Source organism: Armatimonadota bacterium, from assembly GCA_037138755.1.
Classification (GTDB): Bacteria; Armatimonadota; Fimbriimonadia; order Fimbriimonadales; family Fimbriimonadaceae; genus Fimbriimonas.
Genome location: JBAXHT010000001.1, coordinates 471,418 through 487,684 on the forward strand (window position 1 = coordinate 471,418; position 16,267 = coordinate 487,684).

The following is a 16,267-nucleotide window of genomic DNA, read 5'->3' on the forward strand; positions in this document are numbered from 1 at the left end:
CACAACCTCCAAAGGCCTGGTCGATATGCAAACTGCCCTCCGATTTGTCCAAACGCTTTTTGCGATGATGCTTCTCGCAGTGTCCGCCAGATCTGCCCCGTCGCAAGCCGACACAAAAACCCTCCGAGTCTTCATCTTCGCAGGGCAGTCGAACATGGTCGGCTCCCACTCCCGAGCAACCGACATCAAGCTCTTCCCACCCTTCGCAGGACTCGATCAGCCCCAAGAGAACGTGATGTACTCCTATTCCATTGGGCGCGAGGAAATGAACTCCTCCAACGGCTGGACGACGCTCAAGCCCCTCGGAAACGTCATTGGCCCCGAAGTCAGCTTCGCCCGCAAAGTCGCCCGGGTCACCAAGGCTCCCATCGCCATCATCAAGTGTGCCTCCGGCGGCACCACTCTTGGCGAGGACTGGAACCCAGATACTCCCGGTGGATTCAAGCTCTACCCCCTCACCCTCCAACTCATCCGATCCTCCCTCGCCGAGCTAGACCGCAAAGGAATCCGTTACCGCGTCGAAGGCTTTATGTGGCATCAGGGCGAAAACGACATGTTCAGCCGGGAACTCAAACCCGCCTACGCCAAGAACCTCAAGAACTTCCTCGCCAGTTGGCGCCGCGACCTCAACATTCCCAAACTCAATTTCTACATCGGCGAGCTCTGCACCAAAACGATTTGGGGCATGGACAACCGCGAAAACATGCACGCGATCCGCACCGCCCAAAAAGCCGTCGCCGCCGAAGACCCCAGAGCTGAATACATCCCGACATCCCAAAACGCCGTCGAGATCGGAGATGGTGCGGGGCTGCACTACCACTACGGCACCTTGGGCCAGCTCCAGCATGGCGAAGGCTACGCCAATGCCTATCTCCACAAGATCGGCAAGCTAGCCCAACGAACCCGCCCACTCAAAACGTGGCCGTTCCGCAAATCCAGCCCCGTCAAGCTGTTCATCCTCGCCGGACACCGAAACATGGAAGGCGAACGAGCTTTCCGAGCCGACCTTCTCACCTCACCTATCGCCAAAGACAATCCCAAAATCCCCTTTAGATACAACCTGGGAGGCGGAACCACCATCTCCCGAGCCTGGGAACCCCTCGGCGTCGCCGGCGCTTCCGAAACTTTCGGCCCCGAACTCAGCTTCGGCCAACAACTTCAAGCAGCATCGATCGGCAGCTTCGCCATCGTCAAGTTCACCCATAGCGGCTCCCAAATCAACGACTGGACCCCTGCCGGAACCTCGGCAACTGACCTGAACCTCTACTCCAAATTCATCGACTTCATCAAACAGTCGATCAAGGACCTAAATGCTAAAGGGCACCAGGTTGAGCTAGCTGGAATCTTCTATCACCTTGGTGAAAACGACATGGCATACGGCCCTTATCGCCGCCAAGCCAGCAAGTGGCTCGCTGCCACGGTAAACCAAAGCCGGATTGACCTATCCATGCCAAGTCTGAAGTGGTTCGTGAGTCAACAAACTCCGTCGGAATCGTCCGGGCCGGGTGAAGAAAACTTAGCAGATCAGCTCGCCAAGATCGCTGCCTCTGACTCTTCTTTCATAGTAGTTCCCACTACTGACCTCCCGCCACAACGCGAAAGAATCGTGTTGACCGCGCCAGGGGTCGTCAAGCTCGGCGAACTCCTCGCGAGTAGATTTCTTGCTGATCAACGGTGACACGTGAGCGATCTGAGCACATCGGCTGGCTTTAGGCGTTAAGCCGAGTCCAGCAAACTCTCACCATTCGACTCAATGACACTGCGATACCAGTAGGCTGAATCCTTCGGAATCCGCTCCTGCGTCTGATAGTCGACATAGACCAACCCGAAGCGGAACCGGTACCCCTCGTTCCACTCAAAGTTGTCCATCAATGACCACTGGAAGTAGCCGCCGATCTCGACGCCGTCTTGTCCTGCGCGGTGGAACTCGCGGATATAGCGAGTCAAGAAGTCGATTCGCTGAGGGTCGTGGACTTTGCCGTCCACATGGGGCCAGTCGGAGAGTCCGAGGCCGTTCTCGGTAATGACAATCGGCTTGCCGTATCGCTCATAGAAGAACTTCGGACCCCAATACAGAGCTTCCGGAGTAACAGGCCAGTGGTAGATCGTCCGTGCCATGCCCTGGTGGTGGGGAATCTCGACGGCTTCGCCATTAGGCCCTTTCTTGACCGCGTGTGCATTGTAAATGTTCGCGCCGAAGAAGTCGGGAACTTGGTTGATGATCTCCATGTCGCCCTCGGCAGGTTTGCGATAGCTGGTTTCCCAAACCTTGTCGACGGCATCTGGATACTTACCGAAGAAAACTGGATCGTTCCAAAGGGCAAGGCTCCACGTGTTGAAGGCCGTCATCTCGACGGTTGCTTTACGAGCCACTTCAATGTCCTCCGGAGAGTCCGAGCCGGGGATCGAACAAACTCCCACTGGAGCCCAGCCGATCTGGGCGCCATTGGTCACGTTTGCCCGCAACACTTGAGACGCCCGACCGTGAGCAAGAAGCGCGTTGTGCGCCGCCCACAGGATTTCTTGCTGCCCCAATTTGTCTCCCGGAGCATGGTTGCCGATCTCCATGCCTAGGCCAATGAAGCATTGTGGCTCGTTCAAAGTCATCCAAGAGGTCACACGGTCGCCGAGTTTCTTGGCGACAACCTCGGTGTAGTCTGCGAACCACTTGCTGATGTCCGGGTTAAGCCAGCCTCCTCGGTGATAGACATCCAGCGGGGTGTCCCAATGGTAAAGCGTCACGTGAGGATCGATGCCGTTTTCCAGCAAGCAGTCGATCAAATTGTCGTAGAATTCGAGCCCTTTGGGGTCTACCGCACCGGTTCCCGAGGGCATGATTCTCGGCCACGAGAGCGAAAGACGGTAGTTGTTCACACCGAGCTCCTTCATGAGGGCGCAGTCTTCGCGGTAGCGGTTGAAATGGTCGCACGCGACGTCGCCATTGCTCGCGTCGCTAATCTTTCCCGGGCGCTTGCAGAACATATCCCAAACGCTGTGGCCACCGCCAACGAGGTACGGGGCGCCCTCAATCTGGTACGAGGCGGTGGCTACGCCCCAACGAAAATTCTCAGGAAAAGACACGCCTAAAAGTATATGTGATTTACCGATAGCCAATGCCTGTTTCTGTGTGGGAACCAGTATGCTTTGGGGCGAATCACTATGGCTGAACAAGTGCGTTGGGGAATTATTGGGCTGGGAAACATTGCTCGGCAGTTTGCGGAAGGACTAGCCGTCTCAAAGACAGGAAAGCTTGTAGCGGCGGGTTCGAGAACTCTGAGCCGGGCCGAGGAGTTTTGCGAAAAGCACGGGGGAACCGCCTACGGTTCGTACGAGGAAGTGCTCAACGATCCGAATGTCGATGCGGTCTACATCGCAACTCCGCACCATACACACATGAACGATACGATCGCGGCGGCAAAAGCCGGAAAAGCGATTCTGTGCGAGAAGCCAGTTACGCTGAATGCCCTGGAAGCCGAGCGAGCATTGGCTGCGGTGAAGGAAGCCGGCGTCTTCTTCATGGAGGCATTTATGTATCGCTGTACAGTCCAGACGGCAAAGATTCGTGAGTGGATCGAAAGCGGTTTGATTGGTGAAGTAAAGCTGGTGAACGCCTCGTTCGCATTCCAAGCGGGCGAAGAGTGGACGAACTTCCGGAACGACCCGGCTCTTGGTGGCGGTGGGCTGATGGATGTCGGCTCGTACTGCGTTTCGCTTGCCAGGCTGGCGTTTGGCGAAGAGCCGAGTGAAGCATGGTACGTTTCGCAACCAAGTGCAAAGGGCGTGGATTGGATCGGTAGCGGAATGCTCAAGTTCTCCGAAAACCGCTCGGCGGTTTTCCAGACGGGTGTCGGAATCATCTGCCGAAACGATGCGGTGATCATGGGAACCAAAGGGCGAATTGTGGTTGATGACCCTTGGAAGAACGGGACGGGGAAGAAGATTCGTCGCTATGAGGGTTGGGACACCGTGGCCGAAGAACTCGACCTGGGAATCACAAATGCTGAGCTTTATGCCGCAGAAGCGGATGCCGTTGCGCAGTATCTTGAAGCCGGCGAATGCCCTCACGTGACGATCGAGGACACGATGCAGCAAATGAGAACTCTTGACAAACTCCGAGCCTCTGGAGGAGTCGTTTTTGGAGCGGAGCTGAAAGCATGAAATACGCACGAATTGCCCACTTAGACAAAGATATCTCGCGTATCGTTTGCGGAACCGACTGGTTGATGAGCACAGCGCCGTACGACTCGTTTAAGGCTCTTGATGCCTTTGTAGAAGCAGGCGGCAACTGCTTCGATACTGCCCATTGCTACGGAGCGAACAGCAACATCTTCGGAGCGTGGCTCAAGGCTCGTCGCAATGCGCACAAGTTGGTGTTCCTGAATAAGGGTAACCATCCTTACGGCTCACCAAGGTTCAGTGAACTCTTCACCAAGAACGACATTTTCGAAAACCACGAGCGATTGGGGGTTGATCACACGGATCTGTACGTTTTCCACCGAGACGACCCTTCGGTGCCAATTGAAGAAGTCGTTGATTGGATGAACCGGATTATCAAGGCTGGGCTAATCACCGCTTACGGCGGTTCCAACTGGCAACCGGCTCGCGTTGAGGCGGCCAACAAGTACGCGTCTGATTCAGGGCAACAAGGCTTCTCTTGCAATAATCCTAACCTGACGCTAGCACATAATGTGAAGCCGCTCTGGGACGGCTGCGTCACAATCGACGAAGCTGGGCGTAAGTGGCACGAGGCGAATCAGCTACCGCTGTTCGCTTGGTCATCCGCCGCTCGCGGTTACTTCGCAGAGACTACAGACGCAGAGGTGCTCGCTGCTTACGACTGTGCCGAGAGCCAGGCGCGACGGGCGCGGGCAACCGAGTTGGGAGCAAAAAAGGGCTTTAGCGCGACTCAGATCGCACTGGCTTGGGTCCTCAACCAGCCGTTTCCAACGTTCGCACTCTGTGGGTTGCGTAAACCGAGCGATGTGGAGCAGAACAGTCAAGTTCCGGACATTGCGCTTACGCCAGAAGAAATGCGGTATTTGGAGCACGGCAACTAAAACCCGCAAAAACGACGAACGAGAAGGGCGAATTCCTATGGAACTCGCCCTTCGTGCATATTGTTCAGCTCGTCGAATCGGGCAACCCGCAGATGTTTGGCGGAGTGATATCTTCATGCCTTACCCGAGCCCAGTTCTTGATGGAACACGGACATGAAGTCTCCCTCGTTTGCCGTGGATATCCCGAATGGGATCAGCCGTTCGTGCATAAAGGCGTAAACGTTTATCCAACAAGGCCAAAAGACTTCAAGCTCGGGAAGCTGTGGGAGAAGCAGTACCTCCATCCGCTCCTGCCGCATTACATGGCAAAAGCGGTTGATCGTATAGCGACAGAAAAGGGTGTCGATCTTTTGGAGATCAACGATAGCTTCCCGGCGATGAAGATGGACCGGGTTATCGCCAAGCACGATATCTGGGTCGCGCACTCGATCCAGGGAACGGCGTTTTTACACCCGGGTCTTCCGCCAAAAATCAAAGAAGCCTCGATGAAGTGGGAAGAAAAGGTTGCTCGGATGAGCGACATGTCTTTCCCGCTGAGCAACTACTTGGCCTCGGCATTCAAGCCCTTTGTTGATGATTCGAGAGTGCGGATTGTTTACAACCCGATTCCGTTGGCGTTTCGAGACTATCAGCGACAGCCTCAGCAACTTGACGCAAGTCAGCCGCTCAAGCTTCTCTTTATGGCTCGAATGGACTCCGGGAAGCGCATTTTGAAGCTGATCGAGGCGATTGGGCGACTCCCCGATCCATCGAGGGTTCGGCTGAAAGCGGTCGGTCAAGGCGATGAACTCGCTGCCGCTCGGCGGCTTGTCGGAGAACTAGGTCTTCGCGGATCAGTGGAGTTCACAGGAGATTATGTTTATGGAGCCGATGCAGTACTTGCCGAATATGACCAGACTGACCTGGTCGTAAATCCTACAGCAATGGAAGGTTTTTCCTTGGCGATTCTTGAGTGCATGGGCACTCGGACTCCGCTCATGGTGACAGACTTGCCGCCGAATGTCGAGGCACTGGGCCGGGACTACCCGTTGTACTTTGGAGTGGACAATGTCGAACAACTCTCGACCCAACTCCAACGAGTGGTCGATGACCGGTCGCTACTGAAGACTTCAGCCGACGAAATGGCGCGCCGAGCACCGTTGTTCACTCCCGAGTCGTGCTTCTCGCCGATGACTGATGCGCTTCAGGAACTCGAGCAAGGAAAGATCGAGCGTCGTCTTCGGGCTGCGGCTTAGGCTGCAGGCTTCGGGCGTCGCTTAGGCCCTTCCATCTGGCGGATGATCACGCACGGCTCGGTCGCAACGTTTGGCCGAGCGGCGGTCAACACTGCTTGATCAATCAGGTTTCGGATGTAGGGATCATCCAGGTCTTCAATTCGGTTCAGTTTGATGTGCCGAATTTTGGCGCCAGAGCCGACTAGCCGGCCCTCGGGATCATCCAACGAAACCCCGTTAGTGAAGCCAATGTTCACGTAGCTCGTGTAAGTAGGGAGATGGATAAAGTGATCTCTATTCTTGTCTGAGAACCCGTAGGAGGGGCCAACGGTGTTTGTGGCGTCCCAGATGATTTCGACGCACGGAGGAAGAATGCTGAGAATTGATTGACGAAGCCCGCGGGCAAGCTCAACGGTTTTCGAAGGGTACGGCTTAAGAAACTCTAGATAGTCTGGCGGCTCAGGGTGCATAAGTTATCCTACGCTCCCGGCGACGATCAGTCAATCTGCGAAAGTGCATCGACGACTTCAACGACGGCAAGTGCCGCTTCGCGGCCTTTATTGCCGAACTTGAGCCCAGCTCGATCCAGGGCCTGGTCCTGAGTGTCCGGGGTGAGGATGCCCCACGCGACCGGTTTGCAGAATTCGACTTGGAGAGACATCAACGCTCCTCCAACATCTCCGCCGAGGAGTTTGGCGTGTGGGGTCTGGCCTTGAAGAATACAACCGAGCGCGACGATACCATCCGGGGCCGCCTTACTTTTCAGCAGCTTTTTAACAACGACTGGAATCTCCCAGGTGCCCGGAACGTGGACGACCGTGATGTTTGCCACGCCGTGGCTTTCTAGTTCTTCAACCGCTCCGGCCAGAAGTTCCTTGGTGACAAGCTCGTTCCAGCGACTGACGACAATCGCCACTGACTTGCCTTTACCGTTCATCTTGCCGCGAATCTGCTTCATGCTCACCTTCATTATGGCTGGTTAGCGTCGACGCATCAGGATAAGGAGGCTTGGAGCACCGAGGATGGAAGTCACTATGCCGACCGGAAGCTCGGTACCTTGGGGGCCTCTCTGAGCGATAGCATCCGATGCCAGAAGCAACAGCGAGCCAGCTATCGCGGATAGAGGGAGGGTCTTTCGGAGGTCGACCCCAACCAGGGAACGGGCAATGTGAGGGGCGACTAATCCAACGAAACCAATAATGCCGACCGGGCCAACTGTGATCGCAACCATGGCCGTCACAACAACGAGGACCTGATTCCGTAACTTCTGGACGTCTACTCCAACCGAAGCCGCTGTATCCTCGCCAACTGCCAACGCGTTGAGTTTTCGAGACGCCCGGAACAGGAGTAAGAAACCTATCACGAAGGAACCGGCAAGGAGCAGAACCGGCCACCAGAACGCCGTGGACATGCTGCCCATTAGCCACCGTAACAAGACGGCTTGATCCTTTCCACTCTCTAGCACGATGAGGGAAAGTAGCGAGCTGAGCATGGTTGAAACAACAACTCCAGCAAGCAGCAACGATGGTGTCTCAATGACTCCGTTGCGTCGGGAAAGTCGAGTGACAAGCAATAGAGTCAGTAAGCCAGTCCCGAAGCCTGCAACCGGTTTGATGATAATCAGCAACCCCTCTGAGAATCCAAGACCGAGGGTCAGTGCGCCGCCGATAGCGGCCCCGCTCGAGGCGCCAACAACGTACGGTTCCGCGAGTGGATTTCGGAAGAGAGTCTGCAAAGCGGCCCCGCAGACTCCCAGCGATGCTCCGACGAACAGGCAGTAGCAGGCCCGAGGAAGCCGCAAGTTCCAAATCACGTTGTTCGTGTAGTTGTCGCCGACAGGTCCCCGAAGAACTTCTCCAAGGATGGCCAGCGGGTTGTACCATAGCGTGCTCCCGATTCCCACATGAAGCAGGAAACCAAGAAGCAGAAGCAGGCACCCAAGCCAGATGATGCGCAGAGTTGGCTTGGGCATATCGTGATAAAGTCTATACTCTCAGTACGGTGAACACGCTCAATCTCTCCCATCGCGCTCAACTTTTAAAGCCCTCGCCCACGTTGGCGATTACCGGAAAAGCCAACGCGATGCGAGCCGACGGGATTGATGTCGTCTCGTTTGGGGCTGGTGAACCGGACTTCAACACTCCGCAGCCAATAATCGATGAAGCCGTCTTGGCTCTTAATGAAGGGTTCACGAAGTACACCCCGAGCGCGGGAATCAAGGAGCTGAAGGAAGCAATTTGCGCCAAACTCGTCCGCGAAAACAAGCTGAACTACTCTCCCGACCAGATTATCGTGAGCTGCGGAGCGAAGCACTCGCTCTACAACGCGATGCAGGTTTTATTAGATCCTGGCGATGAAGTCATTTTGCTGGCACCCTATTGGATGACCTACGCAGACCAAGTCGTGCTCGCAGGTGGCACTCCGGTCGTCATCAAATGCTCCGCTGAGGAGGGGTTTGTTCCGACATACGACCAGCTTCGAGATGCGATCACGCCGAAAACTCGCGCAATAGTCCTCAACAGTCCGTCGAACCCGTCTGGTGCGCTTCTTCCTCGTCACACCTTGAAGGAAATCGGAGCACTGGCCCTTCGAAATGGTTTCTGGATCATCGCCGACGAAATTTATGAGCGGCTGATCTATGGCTACGAATTTGAGTCCATCGCTGCCCTCGGAAAAGACGTGCAGGATCAGACGATCACGATTGGCGGATGCTCGAAGAGTTACGCCATGACTGGATGGCGAATTGGGTTCGCCGCCGCCCCTCAACAAGTAGCCAAGGCGATGAGCAATTTCCAAGACCAGGTGACCAGCAATCCCACATCATTCGCCCAACGCGGAGCAGTGAAGGCATTCGGGTTGCCCGCAGAGTCGGTTGAGGCAATGCGAGCAGAGTTCGAGGTGCGCCGCGATCTGATCGTCGGCCTGCTCACCGCAATTCCCGGCGTGAAGATCGATCCTCCCAAGGGCGCCTTCTATGCGTTCCCGGATGTTTCTGCTTTGCTCAAGCCGGGCGAGACTGACTTGGATCTTGCGGGAGAACTTCTCGAAAAGGCACTGGTGGCCGTCGTCCCTGGCTCCGTCTTTGAAGGGCAAGGCCACATCCGTCTGAGTTACGCCACGAGCCGAGCCAACATCGAAAAGGGGGTTGGGCGAATCGCAGAGTTCTTCGCCGCTCGCGCATGACACCACCGACCGGAATTCCTAAGGGAATTCCCTTAAAGAATGAGGCTGTCTTCAGGCTGGCGATGACCCATCGCTCAGCATCGCCAAACGACGTTGCTGGTTCGTACGAGCGACTGGAGTTCTTCGGTGACTCCGTACTAGGCTTAGTAGTCGCACAGTATTTATACGAGCACTTCCCTCAATGGGATCAAGGATTGATGTCTAAGGCGAAGAGTAGTGTTGTGCAAGAAGCACCTCTAGCGGAAGTCGCAAAGAAACTTGGGCTAGAGCCTTACCTTGTCCTCAGTGCGAGCGAGGAACAAACTGGAGGTAGGAACAGAGCCTCGGTGCTAGCCGACGTCGTTGAAGCAATTTTTGGTGCGATTTATCTCGAGTCGGGCCTCGAAGTCGCCCGTTGGTTCATCCTCGAGCAGCTAAATCCATATCTTTTGAGGATCAGCACTGGCGATGTTAGTCCGGATGATTTTAAGTCTAAACTCCAGGAAATGGCACAGTCCATCTGGCGAAAGACCCCTTCTTACCAGGTTTTAGGCGAAAGTGGTTATGCGCATGACCGTCGATATCGGGTTGTAGTATTATTTGATGGAGAGGTCATCGGAGAAGGCTCGGGACGATCGAAAAAAGAGGCAGAGCAGGCAGCCGCCGCGGAAGCCATAGAAGTTATTCGACGTAACGTAAAGCTTTGAACCCTCGCTTTATTGCTTGATATTGGACTGGAGGAGAATGGAAGTGCACCCCTTGGCACTCATATTGCCCCTCATAAACAACAATCGTGAAGAAGGTAAACAACATGAAGGGAATTTTAGTAGGAATGGCAGTCGTCGGAATGAGTGCAAGCGCACTCGCCCGGCCAGAGCTGAACGCATTCATTAACAAACCAGCAAATACGATTCCCGAACTGATCTCCCAGATCAAGTCGGATCGACAGGTCGCAGATCGATTCATGCGGCACTTCTCAATGGGACGAGATGAAGTCATCGAGTTCGTCAGCGGTCTTCGACTGGGAACGATCCAAAAGTCTTCTTACTACACGATTTACTCCGCCCCAGAAAACGGCGTTCTGAAGTCCCACGTCTCATTCTTTAAGAAAGGCACCCCAGCCTTCGTTGACGCAGAAGGAAATCCGATTCTCCGAGTCAAGTGCGGAAATCCGTTCGTTGGCGGTCCAGTGCGAGCCTATGCTACAAACGATCCAGGTGTTGAGGACGTTGCTGCAGGCGCTGTTGAGATGCCTGTCGAAATGGGTGCTGTTGCTGCAGCGGCACCGGTGGATCCAACGGTCGTGGTGGCAAATATTCCAACGGTTACGATTCCAACGATCCCGATCACCACGAACACTGTTCCAAGTACAAACAGCCGAGGAAACGTCTTCGGAGCGTTGGCCGGTCTTGGCGCGGCAGCTTCCTTCGTCCAAACTGGGACAACCACGCAGGTCGTGCCGGAGCCAGCCTCGATGGTTGCTCTCGGTCTTGGAGCAGCTGCACTGCTGCGACGACGAAAGAAGTAAGCCGCAAACCTTCACGAGATAAACCCCACTAGCTTGGTTTGTTGGTGGGGTTATTCCTTTTATATCTCCTCTAGCACAGGCGAGATTTCCGCATTAAAGCTGATAGCAGTCTGAGCAGAATAGTACAAGTTCTCCAGCCGCACTCCAAACTCACCGGGCAAATAAATTCCGGGTTCTATGCTGAAACAGTTACCCTCGACAAGCGCCACATGATTGTCCGGCGAGATGTTCGGGTGTTCGTGAACTTGGGTACCGATCCCGTGTCCGGTTCTGTGAGTAAAGAATTCGCCGTATCCCGCGTCAGCGATCACTTTCCGGGCCGCGCCATCGACTTCGCTGGGGATCGCTCCGATTGTTGCTACTTGCCGGGCCGCTTCGTGGGCTCGGTAGACGGTCTCGTAGACCTCTTTTTGCTTTGTCGTGGCTGAGCCAAACACCATTGTTCGGGTGATGTCGCTCTGGTAGCCCTGGAATTCGCAGCCAAAGTCGGTCAGAACAGGCATGTCCCGCTCTAGTCGAGTATCGCCGTTAACATGGTGGCTCTCCGCAGAACCCGAGCCGAAGCCGACGATGCAAAACGTCGGATTTCCTCCAAGCCGAGAAAACTCGTCTCGAATGATCTTTTCCAGTTCAATCTCCGTCATTCCCTCGCGCAGCGAAGTCTTGACTTTGAGGAACACCTGATCGGCGAGATCGCCCGCAGCTTTCATCTTCGCTAGCTCATCCGCGCTCTTGCGCCCGGTGATTTGGCCGAGGTACGCACCTCCGGCGACAAAGCGAATTCCGATGAATGCTTCCTGCATCTCGAGCAGCATCTTGGCTGGCATGTGGTCGTCCACCAGAAACACTCCTGCCTCGCCGTGCCACTCCTCGATCAACTCGGTAAACAACGCAATCGGATCTTCGCCATCTCGCCAGTCCCGAATGTTTGAAATACCCGCTCGACGCGCTTGGATCGAACTCAGAGCTGGGCAGATGAGGCACTGCTCGCCAGACTTGTGCACGGCAAGCACCATAAATCGCTCATGGGCGTCTTCGGGGAAATCAGCCAGATAACCTAGCGTTGGCGCCGTTTGGGCTAGAAATCCATCCAGAGCATGATCATTCACCAGTTCAACAAGGCGTTCGATTCTCGTCATTTTGTTTTAGTATCCCGCATAGCCCGATGTGGAAATCCTTGGATCACACCCGATCGTTCGGTTTTGGTTAGAGTCGAGCAGGATCAAATGGCAACTACCCTGGCTTGACTGTGAAGTATCGATTTGATGTCCCATCCCGCGCAGCAAGCCGAGAGTATCTGGGCCAATGCCAGGTTCTACCCGTATCTGGTCCGGGAACCACTGGTGGTGAAAACGCGGCGCATTGACGGCGCGCTGGGCGGTCAACCCATGAACACCAACGTTCAAAATCGTCTCGAAGACAGTGTTGATGATCGTAGGTCCGCCGGGCGAACCGAGCACCATCCATAGTTTGCCGCCCTTGCTGACAATGGTTGGAGTCATGCTCGATAGCGGCCGTTTGCCCGCTTGAATCGAATTGATTTCGCCCTGCAAGATCTTGTACCGGTTCGGGCTCCCCGGCTTGGCGGTGAAGTCGTCCATCTCGTTGTTCCAAATGAACCCGAGCTTCGGGGAGGTCACCTTGCTGCCGTAGGAATCGTTGATCGTGTAGGTCTGGCTCACCGCATTGCCTTCGGCGTCAACGATGCTGAAATGCGTGGTGTGCTCACTCTCCTTTTCTGGCTCTAGCCCTGGTTTGATTGACTCGCTCGGCGTTGCCCGACTTCCAATTTCCGCTCGGCGTCGGGACAAGTAAGCCGGATCAAGAAGAGAAGTGATCGGGACTGTTGCGAAACCAGGATCTGCCATGTATTCGGCTCGATCTGCGAAGCAGCGCTTCATGGACTCCGCCATCAGATGAATCGTCCCGCCGGAGTTGAGTCCTGACTTCTTAAGGTCATCGTCTTTCAACATCCCCAGCATCATCAAGACAATGACGCCTCCTGAGCTTGGTGGGGGCATTGTGGTGACTTCGGCACCGTTCCAGTTGCCAACGAGCGGTTCTCTCCATTCCGGTTTGTAGCTTGCAAGATCTTCCTTGGTGATGAGCCCCCGGTTGGTCCGCATCTCCGATTCAATTTCGTCGGCAGTTTTGCCCTTATAGAAGCCGTCGCGGCCCAGATCACGAATTCGTTCAAGCGTCTTAGCTAAATCAGACTGGACAAAGTTTTGTCCCGGTTCAAACCCGGTTCCGTCAGCAGCAAAGTTTCGATAAGTTGCCGGGAACTGTTTGTTCAGTCTCCCAAAGTTTGAAAAGTCACCCGCCTGGACTGCACTCAGCGAGAATCCTTTCGCTGCCATCTCCACCGCAGGCTGGACGAGGCGCCGCCACTCCAGCTTGCCAAACTTCTTATGAGCTTCCCAGAAACCGGCAACGGTCCCAGGAACTCCGGCCGCTCGATAGCCAAGGTAACTCTCACTTGTCGGGTTCCCCTTGGCATCGAGATACATCTCCCGAAACGCCGCCTTTGGCGCGATCTCGCGATAGTCCAGGGCATACGATTCACCGTTTGCTCGGCGGTAAATCATGAACCCTCCACCGCCAATGTTGCCCGCTGCTGGGAAGCAGACGGCGAGAGCGAATCCTGTCGCAACTGCGGCGTCTACCGCGTTTCCGCCTTCTTTCAAAACGGCTGCCCCAATTTCTGAGGCCAAGTGGTGATCGCTCACCACCGCCGCATGGCTGTATCGGTTCGTCGCTCCGATCTGAACGGCCAGCGCGGCGGCGATCATTTGTCTTTGCCCAATACGTACTTATCTAGCCAAGCGATCCAGCGCGCCCACTGATCCATCAGAGTCTCGCGGGCGATCTGCCCGTGGTCTTCGTAGGGATACATGTAGAGCGCGGCCGGTTTGCCGATGCTCTCGAGCACATTGAACATCCGTGCCGAGTTGATCGGGTCGGTTCCCACGTTCTGGTCATCCATTCCTGCGTACATGAGTAGTGCCCCGCTCAGGTTCTCGGCATAAAGAATCGGAGACATGTCGAGGTACGTACTTCGCGCCTCGAAAAGCGTGCGTTGCTCGCCCTGGAAGGCGATTGGTGTCAGCGTTCGGTTGTAGTTCCCGGCTCCCGCAATTCCCGCTTTGAAGAATGGAGTGTGGACCATTGCGTTCGCAGTGCTAAACCCGCCGTAACTGTGTCCGCCAAGCGCGAGCTTGGTGCGGTCGGCGATTCCTCTCGCGTCCAAAGCGTCAATCGTCGCCGACATGTTTTGGCGGAGATGATCGACATAGAAGTCGTTCACTCGAGTTTTTGGTCCTACGATCGGACAATCTGGTTCGACGAGTGCCCAGCCGCGCCGGATCAAAAGTGATTTCGGGCTGCCACCTTGGGCCGGGAACATGTTCGGATTGGGATTTCTTATCCCTCGGTCGTAGGCGGCTTGATTATCTACTTCGTTTGGATAGAACCAGAAAAAGGCGGGCAGACGATCACCTTCGGCATGCCACTTGGGAGCCGTCACCTTGACCCAGAACTTGAATCCATCTGCGCGGGTTACCTGGAACCGATAACGCTTGGCTTCGGTAAGGTCTGGTGCGTAGTCTTTGTTCTGTGTGACCTGTTTAGTGCGCTTGCCCCCTTCGAAAACGAAGCTGTTGCTCGGCTCCGTTGCCGTTTGGTGATCCACCAGAAGGCGGGTTCCTTCGGCGTTCAAAATGCCATCAATCGTCTGGTAAGTCTTCTCTTCGCACTTCCAAAGTAAATCGACTTTCTTCGACTGGGTATCGAAGCTATTCAGGAACGGACGAGTTGGATTCTTCTCCTCATCCGTCGTGGTGTTCGTTCCTCTGAGCAGGATTTTGGGTGCCGTATCATCCAGTACGCTGACTCCGTTAGCATTAGCCGTAAGAACTGGAGTTCCGGGATTCTGTTCCGCCCCCTTGTATGACCAGAGAACGGTCTCGGTCATCTCTTTGTTGAGTTCAAATCGCTTAAATTTTGTCTCACCATCCTTGGTTTCGCTCAGGAAGATCGCAGTTCCCGTTGCGTTCCAGAGTAGACCGCTAAATCCCTGCTCTCGGGTTGCGAGAACAGTCTCACCGTCCTTCGCAAACGGGGCGACCCACTTCACCAATTCTTCTGGCTCGCGGGGTGCGGTTGGCGCAACACCTGGTCGCTGTCCTCGACCTTGTTCGTCGTCTTCCGGAGAGAGAATCGGTTGAGCTGGGACCGAGGAAGGTTTGGCTTTTGTACGTACAAAGTACAAACCGGAGCCGTCCGGCATCCAGTCGACCTGCCTTCGGGCGGCGAGTGGCGTCACCGGAGGAGTTGTGACCAATGGATCAGGGGCTGGTTCACCGGGGCGAAGTGGCGTCTCTTCCAGCGTTATGAGTGCTTTGCCTGTAGAATCCCAAATTTCTTCCTTCCGACCGAAGTTGGACGCAGGCACGATGTATGAGAACGGCTTCTGCACCGTCGTTACTCGGAAGAGATTGCCTTTAGGGGCAGGATCCACCGAGGCGATCATTGCTGGCTTGCCGACCGGAGCCATTTTGCCATCCAGGTTCACCTTGGCTAGTTGCCCGGTCATGTAGTATTCGAACCGCCGCTGATCGTTCTCATTCTGCAGAAGGGTTCGGAACTGGCGAAGGCGATTTTTTCCAGTGTCGGTGACCTGAACTTTTGGCTGGCTCGGCAGTGCGGTTGCAACGGGTTCGTCCCCTCGATTCGTCGGAACAAAAACTCCAACAACTCCGGAGGAGTCCGAAACCCATTCAGGCGAGACTCGGGTGGCGAGGATCGGCTGTTTGGTCAACTCCCGGGTTGAGTTCTTCTCTGCGTCATGAACCCAAACCGTCGAAGCTTCCTCGCCATGAACCATATAAAGGAGAAACTTGCCGTTCGGGGACCAAGTCCCTCCGCTGAGCCACTTCCCTTTCGGCGCCTGAATCGTGCGCGTAGAAAAATCGGCGGCACTTGTCAGGACAATTGACGTCGATGTGCGAAAGGACATCGGACGGGCTCGATTTGCTACTGGATCGATCATGATTCCCGCCAGGTTCTCGTATTTGGTCGAGATATCGGCGAGGTTGACGGCCCGATCCGCCTGAACCCGTGCGAACCAGGTTCGTGTCGCATTCAAGTTCGAGAGGTTAACGTTGAGCTGTCGGGGCTGGTCGAAATACTCGGCAATCTCAGCCGGGGGTCTCAAATATGATTCCGCGTTGATTGGAGTTGGAGCCTGAGGAGCTTTTGCTCCCGCATCGAATTGCAGTGCCAGAACTGCCGCAAAAAAGTGCATT

General features: G+C 55.2%; 14 protein-coding genes. 7 read left to right on the forward strand and 7 right to left on the reverse strand.

Annotated features, from left to right (window positions below; translation table 11 throughout):
• Positions 1-25 precede the first annotated feature (25 nt).
• Positions 26-1,678 carry a sialate O-acetylesterase gene (locus tag WCK51_02220; GenBank protein MEI7575680.1) on the forward strand — a complete coding sequence of 551 codons (1,653 nt, stop codon included), beginning with the start codon at positions 26-28 and terminating at the stop codon, positions 1,676-1,678.
• 38 nt (positions 1,679-1,716) lie between these two features.
• On the opposite strand, the gene WCK51_02225 is transcribed toward WCK51_02220, so the two are convergent.
• Positions 1,717-3,081: a GH1 family beta-glucosidase gene (locus tag WCK51_02225; GenBank protein ID MEI7575681.1), complete on the reverse strand. Its 1,365-nt coding sequence runs from the start codon at positions 3,079-3,081 to the stop codon at positions 1,717-1,719.
• 78 nt (positions 3,082-3,159) lie between these two features.
• Here WCK51_02225 and WCK51_02230 point away from each other — a divergent pair, with 78 nt between their 5' ends.
• Genes WCK51_02230 through WCK51_02240 form a run of 3 tightly spaced genes read left to right on the forward strand, consistent with a single transcriptional unit; the run spans position 3,160 to position 6,292 of the window.
• Positions 3,160-4,158 carry a Gfo/Idh/MocA family oxidoreductase gene (locus WCK51_02230; GenBank protein MEI7575682.1) on the forward strand — a complete coding sequence of 333 codons (999 nt, stop codon included), beginning with the start codon at positions 3,160-3,162 and terminating at the stop codon, positions 4,156-4,158.
• On the forward strand, positions 4,155-5,057 hold the full coding sequence (locus WCK51_02235; GenBank protein ID MEI7575683.1) for an aldo/keto reductase: 903 nt from the start codon (positions 4,155-4,157) through the stop codon (positions 5,055-5,057). Before WCK51_02230 ends, WCK51_02235 begins: the two co-directional genes overlap by 4 nt.
• Before the next feature lie 53 nt (positions 5,058-5,110).
• Positions 5,111-6,292: a glycosyltransferase family 4 protein gene (locus WCK51_02240; GenBank protein ID MEI7575684.1), complete on the forward strand. Its 1,182-nt coding sequence runs from the start codon at positions 5,111-5,113 to the stop codon at positions 6,290-6,292.
• Here WCK51_02240 and WCK51_02245 read toward each other — a convergent pair.
• Genes WCK51_02245 through WCK51_02255 form a run of 3 tightly spaced genes read right to left on the reverse strand, consistent with a single transcriptional unit; the run spans position 6,289 to position 8,243 of the window.
• Positions 6,289-6,741: a DUF1801 domain-containing protein gene (locus WCK51_02245; protein ID MEI7575685.1), complete on the reverse strand. Its 453-nt coding sequence runs from the start codon at positions 6,739-6,741 to the stop codon at positions 6,289-6,291. The genes WCK51_02240 and WCK51_02245 overlap by 4 nt on opposite strands.
• 26 nt (positions 6,742-6,767) lie before the next feature.
• Positions 6,768-7,229: a 6,7-dimethyl-8-ribityllumazine synthase gene (gene ribH / locus WCK51_02250; protein ID MEI7575686.1), complete on the reverse strand. Its 462-nt coding sequence runs from the start codon at positions 7,227-7,229 to the stop codon at positions 6,768-6,770.
• Positions 7,230-7,250: 21 nt separating this feature from the next.
• Positions 7,251-8,243 carry an iron ABC transporter permease gene (locus WCK51_02255; protein MEI7575687.1) on the reverse strand — a complete coding sequence of 331 codons (993 nt, stop codon included), beginning with the start codon at positions 8,241-8,243 and terminating at the stop codon, positions 7,251-7,253.
• A gap of 29 nt (positions 8,244-8,272) precedes the next feature.
• Between WCK51_02255 and WCK51_02260 the strand changes: the two genes are divergently transcribed.
• The 3 genes from WCK51_02260 to WCK51_02270 all read left to right on the forward strand — a co-directional run bounded on the left by WCK51_02260 (position 8,273) and on the right by WCK51_02270 (position 10,961).
• Positions 8,273-9,454, forward strand: a complete 1,182-nt coding sequence (locus WCK51_02260) for a pyridoxal phosphate-dependent aminotransferase (GenBank protein ID MEI7575688.1) — start codon at positions 8,273-8,275, stop codon at positions 9,452-9,454.
• Complete coding sequence (gene rnc / locus WCK51_02265; GenBank protein ID MEI7575689.1) at positions 9,451-10,140, forward strand: ribonuclease III; 690 nt, start codon at positions 9,451-9,453, stop codon at positions 10,138-10,140. Before WCK51_02260 ends, rnc begins: the two co-directional genes overlap by 4 nt.
• Positions 10,141-10,244: 104 nt before the next feature.
• The gene (locus WCK51_02270; protein MEI7575690.1) at positions 10,245-10,961 is read left to right on the forward strand and encodes a PEP-CTERM sorting domain-containing protein; all 717 of its coding nucleotides are present in this window, start codon (positions 10,245-10,247) and stop codon (positions 10,959-10,961) included.
• A gap of 59 nt (positions 10,962-11,020) precedes the next feature.
• On the opposite strand, the gene WCK51_02275 is transcribed toward WCK51_02270, so the two are convergent.
• The 3 genes from WCK51_02275 to WCK51_02285 are packed head-to-tail and all read right to left on the reverse strand — an operon-like array spanning position 11,021 to position 16,266.
• Positions 11,021-12,100, reverse strand: coding sequence for a Xaa-Pro peptidase family protein (locus WCK51_02275; GenBank protein ID MEI7575691.1), 1,080 nt, complete (start codon positions 12,098-12,100; stop codon positions 11,021-11,023).
• A 6-nt stretch (positions 12,101-12,106) separates the two neighbouring features.
• On the reverse strand, positions 12,107-13,753 hold the full coding sequence (gene ggt, locus WCK51_02280) for a gamma-glutamyltransferase (protein ID MEI7575692.1): 1,647 nt from the start codon (positions 13,751-13,753) through the stop codon (positions 12,107-12,109).
• Positions 13,750-16,266 carry a prolyl oligopeptidase family serine peptidase gene (locus WCK51_02285; protein ID MEI7575693.1) on the reverse strand — a complete coding sequence of 839 codons (2,517 nt, stop codon included), beginning with the start codon at positions 16,264-16,266 and terminating at the stop codon, positions 13,750-13,752. The genes ggt and WCK51_02285 overlap by 4 nt, the downstream gene beginning before the upstream one ends.
• Position 16,267 lies beyond the last annotated feature (1 nt).